Below are 25,472 nucleotides of genomic sequence, written 5' to 3' on the forward strand. Positions count from 1 at the left end.
GAGGCGAGGCGTTGTGACCGCCGTTCGCCTGCCGAGAAAGGCCGCACATCGCCGCACGGCCTCGATCAGCCGTCGCGGATGCCTCGCCAGCCGAGCAGACGCATGGCGTTCGCCGTCACAAGGACCGTCGCCCCCGTATCGGCCAGGATCGCCGGCCAAAGGCCGGTCACACCCAGAACCGTCGTGACGAGGAACACGGCCTTCAGGCCGAGCGACATGACGATGTTCTGGACGATGTTGCGCATCGTGGCGCGCGACAGCGCCACCATGTTCGCCACGTCCTTGACGCGGCCGTGCAGGACCGCGGCATCGGCAGTCTCCAGCGCCACATCGGTTCCGCTGCCCATCGCGATGCCGATGTCGGCGGCTGCGAGCGCCGGCGCGTCGTTGATGCCGTCGCCGACCTTGGCGACGAACTTCCCGGCTTCGCGCATCTCGCCGACGATCTTCTGCTTGTCCTCGGGCATCAGTTCGGCACGCGCCTCCATGCCGAGCGATGCGGCGATTGCCCTGGCCGTGCGGATGTTGTCGCCGGTGAGCATCACCGCGTCGGCGCCCAGATCGCGCAACGCGGCGATACCGGCTTTCGCATCCTCGCGCGGCTCGTCACGCATGGCGATCAGCCCGGCGATCTCGTCGCCGGCGAGCAGCACGGATACGGTCTTGCCTTCGTCGTTGAGCGAGGCGATGCGGCCGGAAAGCGCTTCGTCCAGCGGGACGCGCTCGGCGGCCGCCCGCGGTGAGGCAAGGAACAGCTTCACGCCGTCGAGTGTGCCCACAACGCCCTTGCCGCCGACCGCGCCCGCTTCGGACGCGGCGGCCACGGCCACGTCGTCGGCTTTCGCCCTTGCCAGGATCGCGACCGCGAGCGGATGGCTGGATCCTGCTTCAAGCGCTGCGGCGAGACGGAGCGTCTCGCGCTCGTCGCGCTTGACGCCCACGATATCGGTCACCTTCGGCCTGCCCTCGGTGAGCGTCCCGGTCTTGTCGAACGCGACGAGATCGACCTTGCCCAGATTCTCCAGCACCGCGCCGCCCTTCATCAGCAGGCCGCGGCGCGCGCCGGCGGAAAGCCCGGCCGCGATTGCCGCCGGCGTCGAGATGACGAGCGCGCATGGGCATCCGATCAGGAGCACCGCGAGGCCGCGGTAGATCCAGGTATTCCACTCGGCGCCGGCGAGCAGCGGAGGGAGGATCGCGACCAGAGCCGCCACGACCATCACGCCGGGCGTGTAGTATTTCGAGAAGCGGTCGATGAAACGCTCGGTCGGAGCCTTCGATTCCTGCGCCTCCTCGACCAGCGCGATGATGCGTGCGATCGTGTTGTCGGCCGCGGCCGCGGTCACACGCACCCGCAGCACGCCCTCATGATTGACGGTGCCGGCGAACACGCTGTCGCCGGCCTCCTTGCGCCTGGGCACCGACTCCCCCGTCACCGGAGCCTCATCGACCGCGCTTTCGCCTGAAAGCACCACACCGTCAGCCGGCACGCGATCACCGGGACGGATCAGTACGACCGAGTCGACGGCGAGGCTTTCCGCCGCGACAGTCTGCGTAGAGCCGTCTACTTCAAGGAGAGCCGTCTTGGGCATAAGCGTCGCCAAAGCGCGGATCGAGGCGCGCGCGCGGCCCGTCGCAATGCCTTCCAGCAATTCGCCGACCAGAAACAGGAAGACGACGACCGCCGCTTCCTCTGCGGCGTCGATGATGACGGCGCCGACTGCCGCGACGGTCATGAGGGTCTCGATCGTGAACGGGCTGCCGTTCAGCGCGCCGAACAGCGCCCGCCGCGCGATCGGGATCAGGCCGACCGCCATGGCGATGATGAAACCCCAGGGCTGCGTCTGTGGCAGAAGCTGCGACAGCCCGAAGGCCACGGCCAGCGCGACGCCGCAGACGATGGTCAACCTTGCCTTCGACGTGCTCCACCAAGGGCCGTCGGTCGGGCCATGGTCGTGACCGTGCATGCCGTGGAACGCGCCACTGGCAGGTGCCACAGAACCTCTCGAATGATGGGGATCGCCATGTCCAATACCTCCGTCATGCACATGTCCGTGGTCGTGAGAATGATCATGCCCTTCATGCCGACAGTCCGGACCATGCACATGTCCGGAGCTTGCATTTCCGGCGGAGACCTTTTCGACGGTCCGCGTCAAAGGCGCTGCCTTGTAGCCGAGGCTGCCAAGCTTGCGCGCGACGCCGTCGAGGTCTACTTCCGGCCCGTGGGTCATCGTCATCGTTCCGGCGACGACGGAGACGCTGACATCGGTGACTGCGGGAATCCGGCGTACTGCGGTATCGATCTTGGCCGCGCAGCTTGCGCAATCCATACCCTCTACTCGAAAGCGCGTCTGGCGTTGCGGGGCCGTCATCATCTTCGCTCCTGTTCTCAGCAGAAGATGCGTACGACCTACAGCAGCTAGAGGATCAAGAGCCAATTTTAAGTTTGTCGCCCGATGCGGAGCACGGCGGCTGTGGCCGCTAGCGCGCAGCGATTCACCTTGAGCTCGTGCAGGAAACTGCTGTCGGGCCTTGCCGGCTGGGATTTTTGGCCGCTCAGATCCGCGGAGCGCGTCCGGAGCCGGCGCGATATTTCGCGACCGCTGCAAGCAGGGCCAGCGCCAGCGCGGCCATGACGAACGGGTTCGCCAGCAGGATCGTCCAGTCGCCGCGTGCATGCGTGATCGCTCGCCGCAGATGATCCTCGAACAGGGGCGCGATCACATAGCCCATCAGCATCGGCATCAGCGGGAAGCCGTTGCGGCGGCAGGCATGGCCGAAGAGACCGAAGACCATCAGCGCCAGAACGTCGAACGGCGCTCCACCCGAAGCAAGAATGCCCAGCGCCGCCGCCACGATGATCGCAGGGGCGAGGATTGCGGGCGGAACCAGCACCAGCCGCGCCCAGATGCCCACCAGCGGCAGGTTGAGGACGACCAGCATGAAGTTGGCGACCACCAGGCTGCCGACGAAGGTCCAGAACAGCGTCGGGCTGTGGCTGAAGAGCGCCGGACCGGGCGGCAGGCCGTTCAGCATCATCGCGCCAACCAGCACTGCCGTTGCCGCATTCGCCGGCAGGCCGAGCCCGAACAGCATGACGAAGCTTGTCTGCGCGGCGGCGTTGTTGGCCGCCTCGGGCGCGGCGACGCCGGCAAACTCGCCGCCGCGCTTCAGCCGCGTCTCGGCGGAATAGGCGAGGAACGACGCCATCAGCGTGGTGGCGCCCGGCAGGAGCCCGACGAGCGAACCGATCACCGAGCCGCGCAGCGCCGGCGCCTCCCAGCCCCTGATCGCGGCATAGCCGGGCCACCAGTGGCGGGGCACCGAAGGCTGTTCCTCCGGGCGGCGCGTCATCAGGGCGATCAGCTCGGAAAAGCCGAACAGGCCGACCACCAACGGGGTGAAGCCGATCCCGTCGCGCAACTCCCGAAAGCCGAACGAAAACCGCGGCTGCCCGTCGCCGCCGGCCGTGCCGATCAGGCCGATCAGCCCGCCCAGGCCCAGCATCAGGATTGCGCGCGCCGTGCCTTCGGTGGAGATCAGAACCGCGAGGATCGCGCCGCCCAGGAGGATCGCCGCCGTCTCGGCCGGCCCGATGGCCAGCGCGAAGGCCGCCAGCGGCGGCGTGGCGACCGCGAGGATCAGCGCCGCGATCAGTCCTGCCATCAGCGAGGAGAGTGCCGCCACCGCCAGCGCCTCGGTTGCTCGGCCGGTGCGGGCCAGCCGGTGCCCCTCGATCGCCGTGACCGTGCCCGAGGCCTCGCCCGGCACATTTATCAGGATCGCCGTGGTCGACGAGCCGTATTGCGCGCCGTAATAGATTCCAGCGAGCAGGATCAGCGCACCCGAAGGGCTCATCTGGAAGCTGACCGGCAGCAGCAGGGCGATGGTCGCCACCGGGCCGAGCCCCGGCAGGACGCCGACGAAGGTGCCCAGAAGCGCGCCCAGCCCCGCATAGAACAGCGCCTCGGCCGACAGCGCCAGCAGAAGGCCTTCCCAGATATGCTCGCTCACCACCCCCACCCCGGCGGCAGGATCGGCAGCGGCTGCCTCAGCGCCAGCGCGAAAAGCAGGCTCACCCCCGCGGCAAGGCCGAAACCGATCCGCAGCGCGCGACCGGGCGAAACGCCGGTCACCCCGGCGGCTGTCACCGTCGAAGCCAGGAATGAAGCGATAGCGATCCCCAGCGTCCGCGTCCCGAACGCCAGGATCAGCACCGCCACGGCTGCGGCCGCGAGCGGAACCAGGCCGGGCGTCGCGGCATCATCGGCCGGCTTCACCGGCCGCCGCAGCGAGGCGACGGCCGCCACCAGCACGATCGCTGCCAGCACGCCCGGTACGAGGCCCGGCTGCAGACGGCCGCTGATCGGCGGAGGCAGGCTCAGCGCGGTCGCGCCAATCGCCAATGCCACCGCAATGGCGACCAGCGCGATCATCCTGACGCCGAAGGCCTGCCCGGCTCGCCTGTCGGGGCTTTTCTCCGGCATGTGATTTTCACCATTGCCCAAAAACTTGATACTTTTTATCATGTATTGCCACATAAGGATCAAGAGGTTCCCATGGACAGACGTCAATTTACCCTCGGCGCTGGTGCCGCGCTTGCCGGTATCACGCTTGCAAACCCCACCATCCTGCGTGCTCAAGCTGCGTGGCCCACCCAGCCCATCCGGCTGATGACCGCATCGGCCGCGTCGGGCAATGCCTATATCGTCACCCAGATCATCGCCGCCGAGCTGGAGCAGCGTCTGGGGCAGCGGATCATTCTGGAGGCGATGCCGCAGAATTCCGGCATGCAGGCGACCGAGACGGTCTCCAACGCCACGCCGGACGGCTACACGCTGCTGGTCGGAACCTCGTCGCAGCTCGTGTTCAACCTGGCGACGTTCGACCCGATGCCGGTCGACCTGACCCAGACGCTGCGTGGCGTGGCGCTGATGAACGCCGTGCCGCTGATCCTGTGCGTGAAGGCCGACCATCCGGCGCAGACCATGGTCGAGTATATCGAATGGCTGAAGGCCAATCCGGACGCGCAATACGGCTCGGGGCCGCTGGGAACGACGACGCATGTCACCGGCATGCTGTGGGCGCGCGCGGCCGGCGTCGAGGTCGAGCACGTGCCCTACAATGCCGGCTCCGAAGCCATGCAGGACGTCATCGCCGGGCGTCTCAGCCATGTGTTCGACGTCGCGGTGACGGCGATCCCGCAGCTTCAGGCGGGCACCGTGCGCGGTCTCGCGATCACCTCGGCGGAAAGAAGCGCGGCGGCTCCCGACATTCCGACGGTGGCCGAGCAGGGGCTGGACGGCTTCCTCGCCCAGACATGGAACTCGATCGCCGCGCCGGCCGGGCTGCCGCAGGAAATCGTCGACAAGCTCAACGCCGAGGTGACGGCGGTCCTCGGCACCCCGGAGGTGAGGGAGAGGCTCGAGGCTCTGGCGTCATCCTTCTTCCCGGCGATGAGCCCCACCGAAGTGGACGCATTCTACGCGAGCGAGCGGGAAACGTGGATCCGGTCGTCCGCGAGGCTATCGGCAGGGGATGAGGCGAGAGGGACGCCGACCCATTGTCGTCGTCGCGTTCGCGCAACACGATTGATAAAGGCCTCGGCAAGCCGGGGCCTTTTTCTTTCTTCCGCATCGCCGTGCCTTGTGCGACGGCAGCGGATCGAATGCCGAATTCAGGTTGGGCTCCCGACAGATCTGCTTCCGGGCCTGTGCGCCAGATTGCCTACTGGCCTCGCCCGATGCGCTGGACTATTCGCTAGCCTCCCAGGCGCTTTCAGCAGGATCGACATCTGTGCCATTATCATCAGCAAGCAGCCGAATGTCGAAGCTCGTCGTCGCCGTTGTGCTCCTGACGCAGCTCGGCTTCGCCGCTGCGCAAGTCATCTCGATGGCGCTGTCCCGCCATCTTTGGCTCGCCGATCTCGCGAATTTCATTCGTCCCCATCTGCTTCTGGCGGGAGTCGCGCTATTCGTCGTCGGCTTCGTGCTGCCTCGGCGTGCTACGAAGATCGGCGGCGCGATCGCCCTTCTGGCGGCCGCCTTTCCCTACATGGTGCTGACGCCGCCGGCGCCGGCCATGGAGGGAACGCGCTTCACCGTGGTCTCGGCTAACGTCCTGGTCGACAATCTTGATCCGCAACCCTTTCTCGCGATCCCCGAAATCGCCGGCGCGGACATTCTGGTTTTGCAGGAGGTGAGGCCCCTCTGGCAGAATGCCTTGATCGCGAGCGGACGGTGGCCTTTCGAGAGCAGCCGCGACCTTGCCGCCAACACCGACATGAAGCTCTTGAGCCGCTTCCCGGTTCTCGACGCCCGAACCGTCTCTCCCGAAAGTGCCGACACGGGAGGCAGGTTCGCCGTGCGGTTCGAGCTTTCGATCGAGGGGCGCATTGTGGTCCTTTATGCCGTCCATCCCCAGACGCCAAGGGGCCAGCACGCCTGGCGCGAACGGGCCGCATATTTTCGGGATCTGCAAGCTGCGGTACGGTCCGAGCCCGCGGACGCGCCGGTGGTCGTGGCCGGCGACTGGAACACGCCGCCGTGGTCTCCGTTCTTTCAAGACTTCCTGTCCTCCACTGGCTATCGGACGACGGAGTCGCGCTGGTGGCCGCTGCCGACCCGGTTCAGTATCCGCCTCTGGGCGCTGACCTGGATCGGCACGCCGATCGACCGCGTTGTCCTGTCTCCAGCATTGGGACTCGAGGAACTGGCCATGGGGCCGAAATTCGGCTCCAATCATCTGCCAGTCGTGGTGCGAGTGGTCATCCCGGATTGAGGACCAGCCCCGGACGGAACGAAGGACAGCCGCACTGGCGGCACAGGTACGTGATGCGACCAGGCCTCATACCACTTGCGTTTGCCATCGCCCTATGGCTCGCCAGCGTGGTTCATGCGCTGGCGAGCCCGCCGACCGGCGTGTTCCTGTGGTATCCGGAGCCGGGCACGCCAACCTCGCAGGATTGCGACGATGCGGTGGCGCGCATAGGCCCGTCCCTCGAGAAGGCCGAAGCGTGGCTCTGGGGCCGCGCGCCTTTCGGTTCGGAGCTGGAGTTCTATCTCTTTCTGACAGGGGACCGGATGGAGACGACGTTCTCCGCGGAAGGGGACTACGACACCGGTAGGTTGCGCCTGAGCGGCACCGTCGGCGACGAAACGACCTTCGAACTCGCGCCGGAAGATCATCCGACGATCACGATAACAGGCTCGTTCGTCGCATCGCGGGACAGCTCCGTCGTAACCGTCATCCTGCGCGACGTGCCCTCGACCAACGGACCGGCCGACAGGGTAACCCACTATTGCCGGTTCGATGACGAGACCGAGGTTTGAACACGCCTTCAGTGCTCGTTCGAACACATCTCGTGGTTGGCAAGCGACTGGATGACGTAGCAGTCCTTGACATGGTCGCCGTGACATCGCGTCGCGATGCGCTCCAGCTCCCGTTCAAGGGGTCTGAGCTTCGCGATCTTCTCCCGCACGATTTGCAACTGGCGAACCGCGATGCTGTCGGCGTCCGCACATGGATGCTCCGGATGCCCGCTCAGCTCGATCAACTCCCGAATGGCTTCTATCGTAAAGCCCAGATCGCGGGCATGCTTGATGAAGGACAGGCGCTCTCGTTCGCCTGGCTCGTACCGGCGTTGATTGCCATCGGAGCGGCTGGGCGCCACTATCAGGCCCATCTGCTCGTAGTAGCGAATGGTTGGCACCTTTACTCCGGTTGCGCGCGAAAGCTCTCCGATCGTCAGCATGTCTACCTCCAGTTCCTATAGATATTGGGGGGCGGAATGGTCTCATGCAATCGCGCCGAATTGCCGCATCCTGCGCGCCGCGCGTTCACGGACTTGCCCAATTCGTGATCGACGTTCAAGGTCAACATCACTGGAAGGGGATGTATGCGATGCGCGTATCGATAGTTCGCTCGTTGTCGATCCTGGTCCCCGCCTTCACAGCCCTGGGCGCTGCAGCAGGAGCCTCGGGACTGCCTCTCGACCATGCCAATCCCCCTCGCATGGTGTCCGTGGAGCATGCGGAGATCCTTATGCCGGCTGCGGATGACGGTGTCGCCAAAGCGTTCCTGATCATCTGGAACGGCACGGAAACTCAAACGTCGCTGGCTTCGGTCAAAAGCGATGCCTTCGCAAGCGCGACGATCATGCGCACACTCTTCACGTCCGACGGGAACGCCGCGGAGCCGGTTGATGGGCCGTTGGCGATCCCTGCTCATGCTGAACTTCAAATGCGCGCGGGCGGCATCCACATGATCCTCGCCGACCCCAGGGCTGCGATCACGGAATCGGACAGTTTGCGCCTTACGCTTGTTTTCGACGATGGTCGCGAACTGGAAGTATCGGCCAGGGTCGTTCCCGCGCCTGATCTGCTTACCAGGCATCGACATGGCGGCGACGATCGTGGCCTGGATTAGGGCTACCGACGATGTCGATCCCGTAAACGAAGAGATAAGAGCGCCCCTGCATTTCGCGGCGAATTTGAATCAAATCTAAGTTATTGATTTTATTAGATTCTGACGCTTCTTGTCTATGCTCATCCCCATCAGTTCGGGGAGAGCCAAACAATGAAACAAGCTTGGATCGGCGCGCTTGCGCTCCTGCTTTTCTGCACGTCGGCGCGGGCAAGTGCCCCACAGTTCAATCCGACCCAGCCGGATAATGCACGCAACATGGCGACGTTCGGCGTCACCTCCATGCCGGTGGGCTACTACGAGTATTGTGGCCGCTATCGGGATCGCTGCGCCCGGGGTCCGGGCGGCACCATGATCGAGCTCACGCGCTCCGCCTGGAGCGACATCGTCAGCGTCAACGCGAAGGTGAACACGATCAAGCCGCTTACGGATATGGAAATCTACGGCGTTGAGGAGTTCTGGGAGTATCCGATGGCAGCGGCTGACTGCGAGGACTACGCTCTCCTGAAGCGCAAGCGCCTCAACAAAATGGGCTATCCGCTAGGAGCGCTCCTGCTGACCACGGCTCGCGACGCCCAAGGCGGCGGGCACGCGGTACTTACTGTCGTTACGACCCTTGGCGACTTCATTCTAGACAATCTCGAGCAGAAGGTGCTGCTGTGGAGCGAAGCGAAGATCTATTTCCTGAAGCGGCAGTCTCAACGGGACCTGAACCAGTGGGTTAGTCTCGTCAACGAAGACGACCTGCTCGCTTCATCCAGCGCCAACCGCTCGCCTTCGACGGGCGCGGCGAGGGTAGGCGGCACCTTCCTACAGCGCTTCCTTTCTCCAGGAAGAAACTAGAACGCGACAACCTTGGTGGACCGGCAATTTAACGATTGCCGGTCCACTCTTTCGTTCTCGAACGGGCGGCGCGGACAGGGCACTTCCATTTCAGCTGCGGCAGGCAACGCGCTGTCAGATGACGCTCGGGTCCGCGCCCACCCTCAGCAGTTCCTTGGCAGGGCGAAACGTGCGGAAGGCGACGGCGCCGTGCAGCAGCGTGACGCCCCGGCCCGCACCTTTCTCGATATCGGCGCCGTATCCGGATCGCCTCGAGCTTCAGCAGATGCTCGGTTCCGTCCGTGCGAAATCGCATGCCGTAGCGGCGTCGCGCGCCAGGCTTCTTCGGTGAAAGCAGCGTTCGTCGAGCCCGAGGCCAGCCGCGAGCAGAACGTCCACGGTGCGAATGCTCGCTTCGTCCTCGCCGCGGCTCAGGGAGGCGATGCAAGCATCGGTTCTCGTGGACCTACGACGTGGTGGCACGGCGCACATGTCGCAGTGACAAGCCGGGCGCCCAGCGCCAAGACTCGCGCATGTACCGGACGAGAAAATCGACAAGCAGGCGGCGGGCAACTGGTTTGCTGGTCGGCCTGGTCGCCTATCTCATCCTGCTGCAGGGGCTTGCAACGGCCTATGCCAAAACATGGACAGCGGTCGACCAGTTCGAGCCTGCTTTCATCATCTGCTCTCCGTCGCAGGCGGCGGATCGCACAAACGCCGATCCGCTGGACCAGATCGTCAAGGAGTGCTGTACCGCACTATGCGTGGCGGCCAGCACAGTCGGTCCGACCCTTCAGCCGTCGGAAACCGGGACGTTCAGGATCCCGCCGATTCGGACGGACGATGAACCGCTCTATCCGACCTCCCACCGCGCGCCGCCAGGAGAACCCGGCGCCATAAAGGATGCCCGGGCGCCGCCTGACTTCTCCATCTGATGCTTCGACCCTGCGGGCGTGTCAGGCGACGCGCCGGAACATCATCAATGGAGACTTCTATGAGACATTTCTTTCCGACTTTCGCGGCATCCGTCCTCATTCTTGCGGCCAACTCCGCACTGGCTCACGACTACCGTGCGGGAGACATCGAGATCGGCCATCCCTGGACGCGTGCGACGCCGCCCATGGCCAAAGTCGGCGGCGGGTATCTCGAGCTGACCAACACCGGCAGCGTTTCCGACCGAATTCTGGGCGGCAAATCGCCTGTGGCGGGCCGCGTCGAGATCCACAACATGGAAATGACGGACGGTATCATGAAGATGCGCCCCGTTCCGGAGGGCGTGGAAATTCCCGTTGGCGAAACCGTACAACTGGCCCCGGGCGGCTATCACCTGATGCTGCTTGATTTGAAACAGCCGATCGCCGCAGGCGACATGGTGCAGGTGACACTCGAGTTCGAGCATGCGGGCACGATAGACGTCGAACTGGCGGCTGGCCCTATTGGATCAACCGCGACCGGGCACGGCGACGCAGCTTCTTCCAGCCACGAAGGGCATGAGTGATGAGTGGCCGTATTGTCGGGTTGATAGCGGCCGCGGTCCTGGCGATCGTCATGACGCTGGCTGCGTTCTCGATCCTGATCGATTCCAGAAGGACGCCAGCGCCCCAGTCCACCGGCGTCGCGACCGTTGGAGGACCCTTCACGCTGTCGGGAACCGAGGGACAGGAAGTCACGGAAAAAGATCTGCTCGGCAAGCCGAGCGCGGTTTTCTTCGGCTTCACCTTCTGTCCGGATGTGTGCCCCACCACGCTGTTCGAGCTGGCAAGCCTGATGGAGCAGTTGGGAAGCGACGCAGACAGGATCAATTTCGTGTTCGTCTCGGTAGATTCCGGACGCGACGGCCCGAAAGAGATGAAGGAGTATCTCGGCGCCTTCGACGACCGCATCATTGGACTGACCGGCACGGAGGAGCAGATCGACGTCGTGACCAAAGCGTACAAGGTCTATTATGCGCGTGTTCCGGTTGAGGGAGGTGACTACACGATGGACCACACGGCCTCGGTGCTGCTGATGGACTCGAACGGGCAGTTCTTCGGGACGATGGCCTACGAGGAGGCCTCCGACGTGATGCTGGCGAAGCTCAAGCGCCTGATCGGCGAAGGCTGACCAGGCAACTCGAAACCTGCACTCCACGAGCGCAGCGATCGTGGAGTGCATCATGGTGACCGGAAAAGTCGACCGCGACCGGGTGCTGCGCGGCTATGCCGCCGCAACGTTTGTCCTGCCATAGGGATCGCGATAGGCGAGCAGGCGCAGGGCGTTGAAGACCACGACCAGGGTTGAGCCCTCATGCACGGCAACCGCCGCCCCGATGCTCAATCCGAAAATCGTCGCGGGTACGAGCACGGCGACGATGCCGAGGCTGACCACCACGTTCTGGAGGATGATCGAACGGGTCCGGCGGCTGAGCCCCACCGCGAAGGGCAGGTGCGACAGGTCGTCGGCCATCAGCGCCACATCGGCCGTCTCCAGAGCCACGTCTGAGCCGGCCGCGCCCATGGCGATGCCGACCGTCGCGCTCGCCATCGCCGGCGCATCGTTGACGCCGTCGCCGACCATGGCGACCTTGCCTTCGGATCGCAGCTTCTTGATCGCCTCCACCTTGTCCTCGGGCATCAGGTCGCCCCAGGCTTCATCGAGCCCGACATCCCTGGCGATCGCGTCGGCGACCTTCTGGTTGTCGCCCGAGATCATGATCATGCGCGTGATGCCGATCTCGTGCAGCTTTGCCAGCGCGTCCCGCGCGGCGGCGCGTGGCGTGTCCATCAGCCCGATCGCGCCGAGATCGCGGTCGCCCTGGCGAACCACCATGGTCGTACGGCCGCCATCCCTGAGCTGCGCGATCGCCTCGGTCATAGCGGCGCCCAGAGCCGGGATGCCGTCGGAGCCGAACATTTCGGCCTTGCCGATCCACACTGTCTGCCCGTCGAGCGTCGCCGTCACACCCTTGCCTGTAAGGCTCTTGAGATCGGACGCCTCGGCAACTGCCTGTCCGTCAAGCTTCTCCCTGCCGTCACGCACGATCGCCTCAGCCAGCGGATGGTCGCTCAGGCTCTCCACGGCGACCGCAACCTTAAGCAATTCCTGTTCGGAGACGCCCTCGGCGGTGACGATATCGGTGATGCGGGGCTTGCCTTCCGTCAGCGTCCCGGTCTTGTCGAAGGCGATCGCCGTCAGCGAGCCAAGATTTTCCAGCGGCCCGCCGCCCTTGACCAGCACGCCGCCACGCGCCGCGCGGGCGACGCCCGAAAGGACCGCGCTCGGCGTGGCGATGGCGAGCGCGCAGGGGCTGGCGGCGACCAGCACCGCCATCGCCCGATAGAAACTATCTCGGAACGGTTCGTCCACGACGACCCAGCCGAACAGCATCACGACCGCGAGCGCCAGCACAACCGGCACGAAGATGCGTTCGAACTTCTCGGTGAAACGCTGGGTGGGCGACTTCTGCGCCTCAGCCTCGCTCACCATCCTGACCACCTTGGCGAGCGCGCTGTCGGTGGAGCGGCGCGTCACCTCGATCTCGACCGCACCCGCGCCGTTGATCGTGCCGGCGAAGACGCGTGAGGCGCCGTCGACGGAATCGGGCCGCTCCCTGGCGGTCGCGACGTCCGCAACCGGACGCTTGTCGACGGGGATGCTCTCGCCGGTCACGGGCGCCTGGTTGATGCTGGTCGTGCCCTTGACGAGGAAGCCGTCGGCGGAAAGCCGCTCGTTGGGACGCACGACGACGATGTCGCCGACCACGAGTTCCTCCACCGGAATCTCTCGGGTTTCGCCGTCGCGCCTGACGGTCGCGACCGGCGGCGCGAGTTCCGCCAGCGCCTCGATCGCGCGCTTGGCGCGGCCCATGGCGTAGTGTTCCAGCGCGTGGCCGAGACTAAACAGGAACAGGAGCAGCGCGCCTTCCTCGAACGCGCCGAGGGCTGCCGCGCCGGCTGCCGCGACCAGCATCAGCGTGTCGATCTCGAACCGCCTGAGACGCAGATTGTCGATGGCCTCGCGCAGCGTGAAGAAGCCGCCGAAGAAATAGGCCGCGATGAAGCAGGCCGTGGGCAGCCAGTCCGGCGCACCAGCAACCAGATACTCGATGGCGACGCCGATGCCCAGCAGCGCGCCGCTCGACAGGGCGAAGATCAGTTCGGTGTTCGGGCCGAGGAACTCGCCATGCGCATGGTCCTGGCCATCGCCTTCCTCGTGTTTTTCGCCTTTCGTCCCGTGGTCGTGACCGGCATGCGCGTCCTTGCCGCCTCCCGGAACGGATGCAGGCTCCCCCATTCGCCGGACGCCGAGGCTGCGCAGCGCCTCGTCTATGGCATCTTCGGATGTGGCCTCGCGATCGAACTCGACATGCACGGTGCCCGCGGCGTTCGCTTCGGCCTCGAGCACGCCCGCCAGCGACCTGAGCTTCTCGGCGACCGTGCGTGCGCGGCGCTCGTGCCCGATGCCCCGGACATTCCAGGTGACGTGGCCGAACCTGGCGGTGATGCGCGCGCCGGAAGCCTGGGCGATTTCGCGAATCCGGCCGAGCGGCAGGATTTGCTGATCGAAATGGACACAGAGTTTTGCGGGCTCGTTTGCTTCCACGGCGACGACGTGGACCTTCTCGACACCTTCCCGGGCTTCCAGATCGGAAGTCAGCCGAGCCACGCAGGCGTCTGCGGCGTCCGCCACGTCCGGAAGCAGCACGGGAATGTCCAAACGCAATCTTTCGCTCATGATGCTCCTGCCTTTCGCGCCAGCCGGTTCTTTTTCGTCGGGAGCGGTTCTAGAACCTGTAGCTACTAGAGGGTCAAGGGGCTGCCGATCGCTGGCGTTCAGGTTCGTCGCGCCCGCTTTGCTTTCAGGGGCCGGACGTAAATCTCCAGCCTGTGGCTGATAATCTCGAAGCCGTGCTTGCGAGCGATCTCTTCTTGAAGCCGCTCGATCTCGTCGGACCGGAACTCGACCACCTGTCCCGTCTCCAGGTTGATCAGGTGATCGTGGTGATCCTGATCCGCCGGCTCGAACCTTGCAGGCCCGTTGCCGAAATTGTGCTTTTCCAGCACGCCCTTGTCCTGAAGCAGCTTCAGGGTCCGATAGACGGTTGCCAGCGAAATACCCGGATCGAGCCTGGTTACGCGTCTATGCAGTTCCACCGCGTCGGGATGGTCGGTGGCTTCGCTCAAGACCTGGACGATGATACGCCGCGGAGCCGTCAGGCGCAGACCATTCTCCTTGCAGATCGTGGCGATGTCGATTGTGTCGGCTTGTGTCACTATGAACCGGCTCCGCTGAACTTTCCTTCTGGGAATGCGGTAAACCGGCATGGGCGCTTCCACGTTCCCGAGCCGCTGACTATGCCAATTGCATCGCAATAGCAAAAGGCACCTATGGCAATAGCATTCCATCGAGCGACTGAAGGTTGGTGGCGGACACGAGGGTGTTCAGCAGACTATCACCGCAGCAGGCGGCGAATCGCGTTGTTGGCCAACTCGATGAGGACGACGAAGGCAATGACGACAATGGTCAGCGTCGCGACCTTCTCGTACTGGAAGGCGCGCACGTACATCTGGATGTAGAAGCCGATGCCGCCCGCGCCGACGACGCCGAGAATGAGGGATTCGCGCAGGTTCATCTCGAAGCGGAACAGCGTGTCGCGAAGAATGTCGGGGGCGATCTGCGGCCAGGCGCCGAAACGCAGCTTCTGGAGGAACGTAGCGCCCACGCTTTCCAGCGCCTCCATCGGAGCAGGATCGACGCTCTCGATCGCCTCGGCATAGAACTTCGCCAGCATGCCGGTGGCGTGGAAGGCGATCGCGAGGATGCCCGGCAGCGCGCCCAGCCCGACCGCGCCGACCATGAGCATGGCGACCAAGATCAGCGGAATGCCGCGAATGACGGCGAGGACGGCCTTGACCGGCACATGAATCCACGAAGGCGAGAGATTCGTCGCCGCGAGCATGCCAAGGACGATCGACAGAACAATGCAACCGACGGTGCCCAGTATGGCGATGCGCAGGGTTTCTGCGGAGGACTCGATCACGACCGGCAGCACGGAAAGGTCGGGCGGCATCATGCGCGCCAGAAACTCAGCGATGCGGCCTCCGCTTTCGGCCAGCCGATAAAGCTCGATCTCGCTGCCGTTCCACGACCAGACGACGACCAGGACGATCACCACGGACAGGAGAAACTGCCCCCAGCCTCGCTGCCATTCCAGATCGCGCTGGTGAAGCACTTCTTCCCGTGAAGCGGATTTGCCCTTTGCGGTCGTCATGCCGTCTCGCCATAGATGCCGGAAAGCTGCGTTTCATCGATTGCGTTGGGCGGCCCGTCGAAGACGATGCGGCCCCGGTCGAGCGCGATGAAGCGGTCGACATATCCGGCGACGAGTTGGGGCTGATGGGACGAGATCACCAGCGTGGCGCGCCTGTCGACTGCGCTGTTGCGCAGGAGATCGAGCACTGTGTGCGCGGTTACGGGATCGAGGCTGCTGATCGGCTCGTCCGCCAGAACTATCCGCGGTTCCTGGGCAAGGCAACGCGCGATAGCGACCCGCTGGCGCTGGCCGCCGCTGAGCCGGTCGACCCGCCTTTTCGCGAACTCATCCAAGCCGACATCCTGGATAGCCCGATCGGCGGCGGCATGGTCCGGCGCGCCGAACCGTCCCGTCAGTGACCATAGCGCATCGGCATGGCCGAGTCGGCCGTTCAGGACGTTCTGCCGGACGGTCTCGCGCTCGACGAGCGCAAATTCCTGAAACACGAACCCGACGCTGCGGCGCCATAGGCGCGGCGGCGGACTGTCCGGATCGAGCGGCCGGCCGAGGACCGCGCAACTGCCGCTCCATCCCCGCAGCCGGCCGTCGAGCAGGCGCAGCAGCGTGCTCTTGCCCGCGCCGGAAGTGCCGATCAGCGCGACGCGCTGGCCCGCTCCAATCCGCAGTTCGGGTATCGCCAGGGTCGGGTGATGGTTTCCCGGATGCCTGAAGACCAGGTCGTGAAGAGCGATGACGTCGGCGGCCATGCGTCCCTCGCTATCTCAGCACGCCGTAGGCTTTCGCCAGTTCCCTCACATCCTCAAACGCGGCCAGGTCCGCGACCACGTAGCCGTCCGGGCCGTAGACGTATTTGAGCATGTGGCGCAGTTCCGGCTCGTTGAGCCGCAGCATGGCTTCGACGAATCTGGAGCGAATGCCTTCGTCCATGTCGCCACGGGCAATGACGCTGTGCGAGGGGATCGGAACCGATTCCCCGATCCAGGTCACCTGAAGCTGCTGATCGGGAGAAAGCAGCATGTCGGCATACTGGCTAGCGCCGGCGGCGTCGACTAGGCCGTTCGCGACCGCTTGTACCGCCTGCTGATAGCCGCCGGCGAACAGGACGCGGCTGAAGAAACGGTTCGGATCCTCGCCTCGCTGCAGGAGGCCGGCCTTGGCGAACAGGTCCAGAGGATAGAAATAGCCGGATTCCGAGATCGGGTCCGCGAAGGCGATCGTCTTGCCGCGCAGGTCGGCAAGCTGCGTGATCCCGCTGTCCCGGCGCACGAACAGGCGGGCCGTGTAGGTGGGCTTGCCGCGATAGACCTCCTGAAGCACGGCCGTGGCTCCGGCATATTCATTGGCGATCACATAGGGGAGCGCGCCCATGAACGAGATGTCGGCATCCCTGTTGCGCAACGCCTCCACGGCGGCCGCATGATCGCTGGTCACGAAGCCGCGCACCGGTATGCCGAGTTTCCCGCTCAGCCATTCGGTGATGACCCCGATATCGCCGATGAGCTTCTCGGGATCCTCCTGCGGTATGAAAGCAAGAACCAGGTCGTCGCGCTGCTGTGCTCTTGCCGCCGCAGCGCCAAACGGCAGCGCCGCCATGCCGAGCAGCAGGGAGCGCCGGTCCAGCACGAACGAGGGCGCTTCAATACATCGCTTCGTCATATTCTTCTTTCATCTCCTTGAAGCTTGCCCACAGCGTCTCGGCTTCGGCCCAGTCGTCTGCGCTGACCGCTGAGCGCATGCCGTTGAGGATCTCGACAAGCTCGAAAACCTGCGATCTCGCCGCGGAGTTGAGCATCCCGGTCGCATCGAGCGCCAGATCGAGCGCGACGGTCTCCAGCATGAGGATGGCGTTCGCCGCGTCGCGGCTTCGGGCAAGGGCGTCGAAGGTGGTGGCGAAGGTCGTCAATTCCTCCCAGGCAAGCCGGAACACAGTATTGGGCTCACCGAACTCCTCAAAGGGTTCGTCGGCGGAACCGACCACATTCAGGTAAGCGACCAGATCGGTCCGCTCCTGCTCTTGAAGGCCGAGCTGGAAGCGGGTGTCGAACCAGTCGACCACGCTGGCGAGGGTCGGCAGCGAGCCGTCGTGGAAGTAGGGCGCGGTATATTTCGCCCCCAGCAGGGTCGGCGTGTCGAAATAGCCGTCCAGCGCACCGTCATACCCCTGGCCGCGGGAGCCGATATTGTGGGCTTTGCGGTCCAGAAAGGCGGCTGACGGGACGTGGCAGGACGCGCATGACTGCCCGTCCATCTGCGGAAAGGGCTTGCGGAAAAGCGTTTCCCCGCGAAGTTCGGATTGGGAAGCCCCTGCGGCCAACCGGCCCGTCTCGTCGATCCGCGAGTTGGGGAGGAAGTCGAACTCGAGCATGTAAGCGAGGAGGGCGTCGAGCTGGAAGTCCGTGGGCTCCGGCCCGGCGAACTCCGAAACGATCACGTTGCGCGTGAAGTCGCGAAGGCTGGCGAAACGGCCGTCCCGGCCGTAGGGGCCTGTGAAGCGCAGGCCGCGCAGGGACGGGATGTCGAGGCTGTCGCGGCGATGGTCGTTGAACATCGGATTGAAGAACGACCCGCGGACGTCCACTGCTCCAGGCTGATGGCTGAGTCCCGGGATGAAGAAGCGCTGGTTGATGTCGCTGCGGTTGTGGCAGGTGGAGCAGGTGAGGCCCAGCGACCGCGCGGGCTCACCAAAGATGTTCGGGCTGTCGAAGAGCATGTCGCCGAACGCGACCAACGGCAGGTCCGTTTCGTCGATGCCCTTCTCCTCGAAGTTGAGCACCAGCCGGGGTAACGGGTCCTGGTCGCTCAGGTCGGAGCCTGGCGGCAGCCAGACGGCTACCGGCACTTCGCCGCGCGCCGCGACCACCGTTTCGGGCAGGGGTGCGAGCTTCCGGCGTTCGGCGAAGGCGTCCGGTTCAAAATTCGCGGCGAGATAGGCGTCGATTTCCGCACGGGAGCGCTCGAATGTCTCCTTGTTGGCCGCAATGACATTGGCTCCCATGATGCCGCTTGTTCCGATCGCGCTCATCAGCTCGAGCCACGCAAGGCCGAGGCGCCGCCCTGCTTCCGGATCGGCCTGTTCGATGAAGGATCCAAAGGCCCTGTAGTAGGCTTGCGCCTCCAGCGCCTTCCGGTTCGCCTGACCCGGCTCGGAAAGCATCGCGGCGGCATCTGCCAGCGCCTTTCGCGCCAACTGGGATACGGCGCGCGTCGACGCCTCGTAGAGCCTCTGACGGTCCTTGGTCTCGATCGTGCTGGCGATCGTCACTCCCATCCCATCGGGTAGCGCATCAAAGAAGGTGTTGGCCGGGCGCTGTATGGCGGCGGCGGGGTGCGGTTCCTCGTATGCTTTCCGAATTTCATCCCACGGCGGCGGTACGAGGTCAGCCATGAACAGCATCGTCCGGTAGGCGGCGACGACCGGGTGCCAGGGCTCCTCGGTCACGACTGTGGAAGAGGCTGGGGTGACGAACGTGAACGCCGCGACGAGGAAAGCGAGAAAGCGGCCGAGCATGGTTGTCTCCCTGTGGCGGCGGCTGAAGGCGAGCACGTTATTTCTGCTATTGCGTATGAATTGCAATATGCCTTCATCAAGCCGGCCTTGTCAATCTCGGGTCAGGCACCAGCGGCTACGAGCGATGAAAAGGCGATATGACCAGTTGGCCGAGAAGGAAAAGCGAGCAGCTCTCGTGACCGCAATGTCACAGTATCGGCCCTTTCGGCCTGTCGGAGGCGGGAAATCACGTCAAATTTATGGGCCCCTGATGGACCCCATGAAAACGACCCGTTAGGAAATGGGTAACGAAGTTTAACAAGGGAGCGGGGGACCGTGATGGCTGGTCTGTGCCGGTGGCTGGCGGCTGTTCTTGTCGCGATATCGTTTGTGCCCTGGAGCACGTCGGCGAACGCCCATCCGTCGCCCATGATAACCGGCGGTCTCACCTCTCAACCGATCGGCCACTACGATTTCTGCAGGCGGAAACCCGACGAGTGCTCAATACGATCACGCAGGGACGTTCCGATTGCGATGTCGGCTGAACTCATGGCGAGGCTGGAGCGCCTGACGCTCAAGATCAACACTGCGGTCAAGCCGGTCAGCGATCTCGATCTCTATGGAGTCGACGAATACTGGACCTACCCCACCGATGCCGGCGATTGCGAGGACTATGTCCTGGAGAAGCGCCGCATCCTGATGCGGGAGGGCGTTTCTCCGTCGAATCTTCTCATAACCGTTCTTCGCCGCCCGAGCGGCGAGGGACATGCAGTGCTTACTGTGCGCACGAACATCGGCGACCTTATCCTGGACAACCTCAACGATAAGGTGAAGAACTGGGACGAGACCGAGTACAACTTCCTCAAGCGTCAGTCGACGTCCCATACCGGGCGCTGGGTGACGATCCACGAGGGGGACGCTCCTCTGGTTGGTGCGCTGCACTGAAACGAGAAGAGGGCGACGTTCGCGGGTTCCGTCACGCCTGGCAATCCCGTTGCCGGCTTCCGACGAGCAGGAGTTGCGTGCGGAGACGGCATTACGGTTCCGGACCCGACCTCGCGATGTCGCACGCTCTTTTCAGCGTCTGCCGCGATAGTCGAAACCGTTGGCGACCAGCCTGCGCCAGCGCCGCTGGCGATGGCGATAGAAGGTCCAGGCGAAGCACCATATGAAAGGCGTCATCAGGCCAGCCCTGATCTCGACCTCGTCGCAATAGTCGGTGCGGCCGTCGGGACGCGCCGTGATTGTGATGAGATGGTCCCAGATTGTTATCAGATCGCCATAGCCCCGGTCGCGAAGCGTGTATTCACTCCGCGCGTGCAACTCGGCGTCCGGATAGCTGACGACGATCCACTGCTTCCCAAGTGGAAGAACGCCCAGAAGCCAGAGCCGGACGAGATACCTTCCCTCGGCCCAGAGCTCCGGCAGCGTGGCGGGAACGAGTGGCTCGAACACCTGCATCGGCGCGGCGACGTAGGTGAGGAGCCTCGGTCTGCGCGCCTCGTCCCAGATGAGTTGTGCGGGCGCTTCGAAAACAGTTCGAACTGTCAGCTTCATGCCCTCTTCTCTATTCTCTATGTTCCCTCAGATACGGTGCTGAAGAACTACGAGTTGGCGCGACAATCTCCAGCTGCGAGAGGGCCAAGGCGGAAATCGAGGCCGGGAAATCCTGCTCGACAGCCAGAACTCATGTCCGAAGCCTATCCGCGCGGGACGTTTTCCATGGGGAAGATCATCACTGACCCCTTCGCGCGCGAGCTGTCGCCGATTCGCGCTGCTCCGCGTGTCGCCGGCGCACCAGCGACGTCGCGCAGCAGATCGCTGAAACCGGCCGGGCCAGCACCTGCAGCCCGGGTCTGCTGTCGCACGCCGACCTGCTCGAGGAAGCTCAGATCTTCCACGGCCGTTTGCGGCGCGGCCTCCGACAGGACGACCACCATGCGTTCGATGCCGAAGCTGGTGTCGGTGAACGCCAGAAGGGGAACGGTAATCTCGTTTCCACTGTGAAGCCGTTCGGCATACATATGTCCGATTGAGTAGTCGCTGCCGATGTACAGCACGTTGATGTCGATCGGCCTCGACGATCCGTTGCGGGCTTCGAGATGGACCTGATCGTCCGGATGCACGACAGGCACGACGCCCGGCAGCAAGGCTTCGGCGCCATCGGTTTCCTGCCGCTTGATCTTGAAGTTCACGGTGAACTCGTCGGAACTGAAGTCCGAGGCGGCTGAAAGACGGGAAAGACTGGTCGCACGAAAAATCGTCACCAGGTTTTCAGCCAGCTTTTCGGCAATCTCATCGACGCTTGCGCCAGAAACGGAGAGCGACGGTGCACGGCGCCCGCCCTCCAGAGACAATTCGGCCGATGGCGGGAGCAGCCAGATACGGGGCTCAATGGCGAGGCTCGCCGGACTGATGCCGACGCCGCCCGTCGCGCTGGCCACCAGGGCGCCTATGTCCGACTCGCTCATGACCGCCAGTTTTACGTCAGCGTGATCCCTGGCAGGCACGAGGCGCAGGTTGATCGGAACCTGGTCATCCTGCGCGATCCTGTCGAGCGCCGCATTCAGCAGTTCGGTTTCTCCGGAGAACTGCCCATTCTCATCCTGAGCGCGCGCGACGACCAGCTCGAAGCCTATGGAGATTTCCGTTAGACGGGCATATGCGCCCTGTGGAATGTCGGCTACTGCGATTGCGGGCAAACCTTGATACGCAACCGGCGCGACACGACTCGCCAGGTTCCTGGCGGCAGTGACTTCGACATAGGCCAGCGCCTGATCGAGCGAGGCGCCCGGCGAGGCGAGGACGGCGAGCTTTGCGCCCGGCGAAAGCCGATGCAGCATCCCGGCGGCGATCTCCAAACCACCCCCGTCGACCTTGATAGCCCATTGGGCGATGCGGTCGGCCGCGCTCGTGCCGAACACCGGCCTGTCAAGGTCTCCCTCGAACAGCGGTGTCGGCCGCGTACGGTTGTTTGCCGAATAGGCCTGAAGGATCGCTTGGCCGAGCTGGCGATAAGTGACGGCCGGGTTCTCGGCAAGCTTGCTGTAAAGGGTGAAGGTGAACAGGCCCAGCCGCTTCGCGTCTTCCGCACCGCGCGGCAAGGGCATCTCCGGTGTTGTCTCGGTGGTCTGCGAGGCGAAGAAGGCGACCATGCCGCCGGGAGTGGATGGTTCGGCCGCATCGCTTTCCGTTGTGACGAGACCGAGCGCGTTCTGCCGGGCAACGGCGCCGTCCGTGCCACGCGCTCCTTCGGCCTGCGCGACTGCCTCTGCAATCGCCTGGTCGGGAATGCCGAGAACGGCGGGAGGGATCCTGCGTTCCACCTCCTCACCGTCGGTAAGTCCGATCGCCCGGGTCATCGTGCCCGAGTTGCAGCAGTCGAACACCACCCAGATAAAGGCGCCCTTGTCGCGGATCGCCTGGAGGTGGTCACGGACCTCCTTGTCGATCAGCGCGTTGGGCACGCCTTTCGTACGGTCCACCCACTGCCCGGTATCACGGGGCAGAAAAATCTCATCCAGCCCGTCAGGTTCGATCGAAGGGTCCATCGCCGGCTGCTGGGTGCCGTGGCCGGAGAAGTGCAGGTAGACGAAATCGCCGCTCTTCACCTTGGTCGCGAGGTCGTCGATGGTGCTGCGGATCGTAGCCCGATCGGGCGAGATCGCGTTTTCGAGACCGTCGGCCAGGAGGGTGATGTTCTCCGGCGCGAAGGCGATCGGGGCGGAGCCCGTCAAATACTCGTAGACAAGCTGGGCGTCGTTGTTGGGTCCGACCAGCCTGGCGCTGGGCGGCAGTTGCGGATACTCGGTGACGGCGACCAGCAGCGCATAGTTGGTGCGGTCGCTGTCGGCCGTTTGCGCCTTGGCCGATATGGCGGAACCAAAGGGCACGCCAGCCGCGAGGATGGTGGCGCCCAGCATCAGATTGCGACGTGTGATGGTCATGGACATCGAGGTCTCTCCAATTCCGTTCGGTCTCCGGTTTCCGAAGACCGTGACGGTGCGGTTGATATTATCGACTGGACGATGAGAGCCGCGTCCTCGCCGGCTCCCATGATCAGCGCCGAAGCCCGGTTGCGCTGCCATGGCCTGCCGACGAAGTAGAGGCCCTTCACGCGCGAGATGCCGGCAGCGTGCACGAAGCCGCCATCGGCCGTCTTCGCTTCGGCCATGTCCAGCCAGGACGTGTCGTCGCGATAGCCGGTTGCCCAGATGACGGTGCGGATCTCCGCTGTGTCGCTGTCCGAAAATCGTGCTCGGCCGGGTTCCGCGCCGACGAGGCGCGGCACGATCCGGATGCCGCGTTGTTCCAGAGCCGCGTTGCTCCTGCCGCGATCCGGGAAAGCGTCGGTCTCCTTGAGCTTGCGGCCGATGAAGGAACTCGCCGGCGCCTTGAGGACGCCGGTAAGCCGCAGCCACCACCAGATCGACTTGCCGAGGATGCGTTCGGGCAGCAGCCTGCGCGGCTTGCCGGTCGCGAGCAGGACCGGCTGCGTACTACGACATTCGACGGCGATATCGCGTCCGCTCGCTCCGTCTCCGACCACGAGAACCGGCCCATCCGGCACCTGCATCGGATTGCGGAACGTCTCCGTCGTCAGTTGCAGAACATCGGTTCCGAAGTCCCGCGCCACTCGCGGAACCAGCGGGCGCTGGAACGCGCCCGTCGCGACGATCACGTCGCTGGCTCGCAACGTCTCGCCCTGCGGAAAGTTCGCCTCGAAACCACCATCGGCCTTGATGAGCCGTACGACCTCCCGCTCCAGGAGGATCGGCAGGTTGGATCTCACTGCATAGGCTTCGAGATAGTCGGCGAACTCGTCGCGATCGGGATAGCCTTCTCGGTTGCCGGGAAGCTCCATCCCCGGCAACGCGCTGAACTGACGCGGTGTGAACAGCGTGAGTCCATCGTAGCGCCGGCGCCAGCTATCGCCGACGCGGCGCGCGGCATCCACTATAGTGAACGCCATGCCCGCCCGGCGCAGGTGATACCCGGCGGCAAGCCCCGCCTGTCCCGCGCCGATCACGAGCACATGCCTTTCCATCAGACGACGACCACACGCGTCCCGAGTTGCACTCTCTCGTAGAGTTCCTCGACATGCTCGTTGACCATGCGGATGCAGCCGTTGGAGACGGCTTGACCGATGGTCCACGGCTCGGTGGTGCCGTGGATGCGGTAGAACGTGTCGCGACCGTCGCGATAGAGGTAGAGCGCGCGCGAGCCGAGCGGGTTTCCTGGCCCGCCCGGCACGCCGCCGGCATATCGGGCGTAGCGGTTCGGATCACGCTTGATCATGTTGACGGTCGGTCGCCATGCCGGCCATTTGGCCTTGCGCTCGATGATTGCGGCTCCCTTGAAGGCGAGGCCCGCCTTGCCTACGCCGATGCCGTAGCGCCGGGCGAGTGGCCGGCTTTCGAGCAGGTAGAGGTAGCGTTCTCGCGGCGCCACGACGATCGTGCCGACTGGCTCGTTGAACGGGTTCGCCACGGTTTGCGGCAGGAAACGCGGCTCCAGGTCAACGCTGTGCGGGTGGGCGATGGCAACGTCAGGAAGTAGCCCCGTCGAAACGACTGCCAGGAGGCCTGCGCCGAGCGATCTGCGATCAATGGTCATGGCCGTCATCCTCCTGCGGCGGCGCGACATCGGGAACGAGTTTCTCGACTTCGGCGGAAGTGCGCAGCTCGTCGATGACGCGTCGCTCGGCCGCGGCCGCGAGCGACTGGCGGATCTGCGGGGCGACGGTCTCGAAAGCCGGCGCCGGCCTGTCGCGCATATCCTCCAGCAGAACGACATGGAAACCGAAGGCCGTCTCGACCGGATCCTGCGTGAACTCACCCGACTCCAGGCCCGAGACGGCCTCATCGATTTCCGGCATGATCTGACCTTCCGGCAAGAAGCCGAGATCGCCTCCATTCGCCTTCGAGACCGCATCGAGCGAGTGGGCCTGCGCCAACTCCGCGAAGGGCTGCCCTGACGACAGAGCCGCTATGATCTCCCGTGCTTCGGCTTCGCTCGCCACGAGGATATGGCGCAGGCGCCGTTCGGGAACCGATGGAATGGACGCGATCTGCTGGTCGTATGCGGCGCGGACCGCCTCGTCCGTAACCGCGGCCGCAACCCGCTGCTCTACAAAGATCGATCTTAGGGTTTGTGCCTCGAAGAAGGCGAGCTGCCGCTTGAAGTCGTCCTGTTCGGTCACACCCGCCTCACGCGCCGCCTCGGACACGATCCGCAATTCGATCAGCGCATTGACGATGACGGAAAGCCTGGCGTCGGAGGGCATCTGTCCGAGCTGGGGTCCGTACATCTCCTCGGCGACCGCTACGTCGGCCCTGGTGATCTCGTGGCCGGCGACGCGGGCGACGACCTCATCGTCCTGGGCGTAGGCAAGGGTGGCGCTCGTCGTCAGGAGAGTTGCGCAGGCGAGACGCTTCAATGCCTGCGGCGTGAAGAAGGAAAGGCTTCGCATCGGGCGCTCCCCGC

Annotated in this window: 24 protein-coding genes; 9 read left to right on the forward strand and 15 right to left on the reverse strand. The window is 64.5% G+C overall.

The features are described 5' to 3' along the window. Positions 1 to 65 precede the first annotated feature (65 nt). From V1479_RS21430 to V1479_RS21440, 3 genes are all read right to left on the reverse strand, one after another. On the reverse strand, positions 66 to 2,372 hold the full coding sequence (locus V1479_RS21430) for a heavy metal translocating P-type ATPase (RefSeq protein ID WP_368804672.1): 2,307 nt from the start codon (positions 2,370 to 2,372) through the stop codon (positions 66 to 68). Between the two features lie 184 nt (positions 2,373 to 2,556). Further along, a complete protein-coding gene (locus V1479_RS21435; RefSeq protein ID WP_368804673.1) occupies positions 2,557 to 4,014 on the reverse strand; it encodes a tripartite tricarboxylate transporter permease in 1,458 nt (485 codons plus the stop codon). Continuing rightward, entirely contained in the window at positions 4,011 to 4,487 is a 477-nt protein-coding gene (locus tag V1479_RS21440; protein WP_368804674.1) for a tripartite tricarboxylate transporter TctB family protein, read from the reverse strand. Before V1479_RS21440 ends, V1479_RS21435 begins: the two co-directional genes overlap by 4 nt. A gap of 72 nt (positions 4,488 to 4,559) precedes the next feature. Between V1479_RS21440 and V1479_RS21445 the strand changes: the two genes are divergently transcribed. The 3 genes from V1479_RS21445 to V1479_RS21455 are packed head-to-tail and all read left to right on the forward strand — an operon-like array spanning position 4,560 to position 7,331. Then, positions 4,560 to 6,116, forward strand: coding sequence for a Bug family tripartite tricarboxylate transporter substrate binding protein (locus V1479_RS21445; protein WP_368804675.1), 1,557 nt, complete (start codon positions 4,560 to 4,562; stop codon positions 6,114 to 6,116). Continuing rightward, entirely contained in the window at positions 6,082 to 6,780 is a 699-nt protein-coding gene (locus tag V1479_RS21450) for an endonuclease/exonuclease/phosphatase family protein (protein WP_368804676.1), read from the forward strand. The genes V1479_RS21445 and V1479_RS21450 overlap by 35 nt, the downstream gene beginning before the upstream one ends. Positions 6,781 to 6,833: 53 nt before the next feature. Beyond that, the gene (locus V1479_RS21455; RefSeq protein WP_368804677.1) at positions 6,834 to 7,331 is read left to right on the forward strand and encodes a hypothetical protein; all 498 of its coding nucleotides are present in this window, start codon (positions 6,834 to 6,836) and stop codon (positions 7,329 to 7,331) included. A gap of 8 nt (positions 7,332 to 7,339) precedes the next feature. Here V1479_RS21455 and V1479_RS21460 read toward each other — a convergent pair whose 3' ends face one another. Continuing rightward, a complete protein-coding gene (locus V1479_RS21460; protein WP_368804678.1) occupies positions 7,340 to 7,753 on the reverse strand; it encodes a MerR family transcriptional regulator in 414 nt (137 codons plus the stop codon). Positions 7,754 to 7,902: 149 nt separating this feature from the next. On the opposite strand from V1479_RS21460, the gene V1479_RS21465 reads away from it, so the two are divergent. From V1479_RS21465 to V1479_RS21485, 5 genes are all read left to right on the forward strand, one after another. After that, entirely contained in the window at positions 7,903 to 8,427 is a 525-nt protein-coding gene (locus V1479_RS21465; protein ID WP_368804679.1) for a copper chaperone PCu(A)C, read from the forward strand. A 150-nt stretch (positions 8,428 to 8,577) separates the two neighbouring features. Continuing rightward, a complete protein-coding gene (locus V1479_RS21470) occupies positions 8,578 to 9,267 on the forward strand; it encodes a transglutaminase-like cysteine peptidase (RefSeq protein WP_368804680.1) in 690 nt (229 codons plus the stop codon). 557 nt (positions 9,268 to 9,824) lie between these two features. Next, complete coding sequence (locus tag V1479_RS21475; protein ID WP_368804681.1) at positions 9,825 to 10,181, forward strand: hypothetical protein; 357 nt, start codon at positions 9,825 to 9,827, stop codon at positions 10,179 to 10,181. 59 nt (positions 10,182 to 10,240) lie between these two features. Continuing rightward, positions 10,241 to 10,744: a copper chaperone PCu(A)C gene (locus V1479_RS21480; protein ID WP_368804682.1), complete on the forward strand. Its 504-nt coding sequence runs from the start codon at positions 10,241 to 10,243 to the stop codon at positions 10,742 to 10,744. Continuing rightward, a complete protein-coding gene (locus V1479_RS21485; RefSeq protein WP_368804683.1) occupies positions 10,744 to 11,349 on the forward strand; it encodes an SCO family protein in 606 nt (201 codons plus the stop codon). The genes V1479_RS21480 and V1479_RS21485 overlap by 1 nt, the downstream gene beginning before the upstream one ends. A gap of 93 nt (positions 11,350 to 11,442) precedes the next feature. On the opposite strand, the gene V1479_RS21490 is transcribed toward V1479_RS21485, so the two are convergent. The 6 genes from V1479_RS21490 to V1479_RS21515 all read right to left on the reverse strand — a co-directional run bounded on the left by V1479_RS21490 (position 11,443) and on the right by V1479_RS21515 (position 19,007). Then, positions 11,443 to 13,959: a heavy metal translocating P-type ATPase gene (locus V1479_RS21490; protein ID WP_368804684.1), complete on the reverse strand. Its 2,517-nt coding sequence runs from the start codon at positions 13,957 to 13,959 to the stop codon at positions 11,443 to 11,445. 98 nt (positions 13,960 to 14,057) lie between these two features. After that, positions 14,058 to 14,501 carry a Fur family transcriptional regulator gene (locus V1479_RS21495; RefSeq protein WP_368804710.1) on the reverse strand — a complete coding sequence of 148 codons (444 nt, stop codon included), beginning with the start codon at positions 14,499 to 14,501 and terminating at the stop codon, positions 14,058 to 14,060. Between the two features lie 176 nt (positions 14,502 to 14,677). Next, complete coding sequence (gene phnE / locus V1479_RS21500) at positions 14,678 to 15,496, reverse strand: phosphonate ABC transporter, permease protein PhnE (protein ID WP_368804685.1); 819 nt, start codon at positions 15,494 to 15,496, stop codon at positions 14,678 to 14,680. After that, a complete protein-coding gene (locus V1479_RS21505; protein WP_368804686.1) occupies positions 15,493 to 16,245 on the reverse strand; it encodes a phosphonate ABC transporter ATP-binding protein in 753 nt (250 codons plus the stop codon). Before V1479_RS21505 ends, phnE begins: the two co-directional genes overlap by 4 nt. Positions 16,246 to 16,255: 10 nt before the next feature. Then, positions 16,256 to 17,155, reverse strand: coding sequence for a phosphate/phosphite/phosphonate ABC transporter substrate-binding protein (locus V1479_RS21510; RefSeq protein WP_368804687.1), 900 nt, complete (start codon positions 17,153 to 17,155; stop codon positions 16,256 to 16,258). Beyond that, entirely contained in the window at positions 17,136 to 19,007 is a 1,872-nt protein-coding gene (locus V1479_RS21515; protein WP_368804688.1) for a cytochrome c peroxidase, read from the reverse strand. The genes V1479_RS21510 and V1479_RS21515 overlap by 20 nt, the downstream gene beginning before the upstream one ends. A 408-nt stretch (positions 19,008 to 19,415) precedes the next feature. Here V1479_RS21515 and V1479_RS21520 point away from each other — a divergent pair, with 408 nt between their 5' ends. Next, positions 19,416 to 19,931: a transglutaminase-like cysteine peptidase gene (locus tag V1479_RS21520; protein WP_368804711.1), complete on the forward strand. Its 516-nt coding sequence runs from the start codon at positions 19,416 to 19,418 to the stop codon at positions 19,929 to 19,931. 132 nt (positions 19,932 to 20,063) lie between these two features. Here the strand turns inward: V1479_RS21520 and V1479_RS21525 are convergent, their stop codons facing one another. The 5 genes from V1479_RS21525 to V1479_RS21545 all read right to left on the reverse strand — a co-directional run bounded on the left by V1479_RS21525 (position 20,064) and on the right by V1479_RS21545 (position 25,458). Next, the gene (locus tag V1479_RS21525; protein ID WP_368804689.1) at positions 20,064 to 20,543 is read right to left on the reverse strand and encodes a hypothetical protein; all 480 of its coding nucleotides are present in this window, start codon (positions 20,541 to 20,543) and stop codon (positions 20,064 to 20,066) included. Between the two features lie 143 nt (positions 20,544 to 20,686). Further along, positions 20,687 to 22,939, reverse strand: a complete 2,253-nt coding sequence (locus V1479_RS21530) for a caspase family protein (RefSeq protein ID WP_368804690.1) — start codon at positions 22,937 to 22,939, stop codon at positions 20,687 to 20,689. Then, positions 22,930 to 24,033: a flavin-containing monooxygenase gene (locus V1479_RS21535; RefSeq protein WP_368804691.1), complete on the reverse strand. Its 1,104-nt coding sequence runs from the start codon at positions 24,031 to 24,033 to the stop codon at positions 22,930 to 22,932. The genes V1479_RS21530 and V1479_RS21535 overlap by 10 nt, the downstream gene beginning before the upstream one ends. After that, positions 24,033 to 24,602 (reverse strand): L,D-transpeptidase, encoded by a 570-nt coding sequence (locus V1479_RS21540; protein WP_368804692.1) that lies wholly within the window; start codon positions 24,600 to 24,602, stop codon positions 24,033 to 24,035. Before V1479_RS21540 ends, V1479_RS21535 begins: the two co-directional genes overlap by 1 nt. Next, positions 24,592 to 25,458 carry a foldase protein PrsA gene (locus V1479_RS21545; protein WP_368804693.1) on the reverse strand — a complete coding sequence of 289 codons (867 nt, stop codon included), beginning with the start codon at positions 25,456 to 25,458 and terminating at the stop codon, positions 24,592 to 24,594. Before V1479_RS21545 ends, V1479_RS21540 begins: the two co-directional genes overlap by 11 nt. Positions 25,459 to 25,472: the final 14 nt, after the last annotated feature.

The organism is Neoaquamicrobium sediminum (assembly GCF_040970315.1).
GTDB classification, from domain to species: Bacteria; Pseudomonadota; Alphaproteobacteria; order Rhizobiales; family Rhizobiaceae; genus Aerobium; species Aerobium sediminum.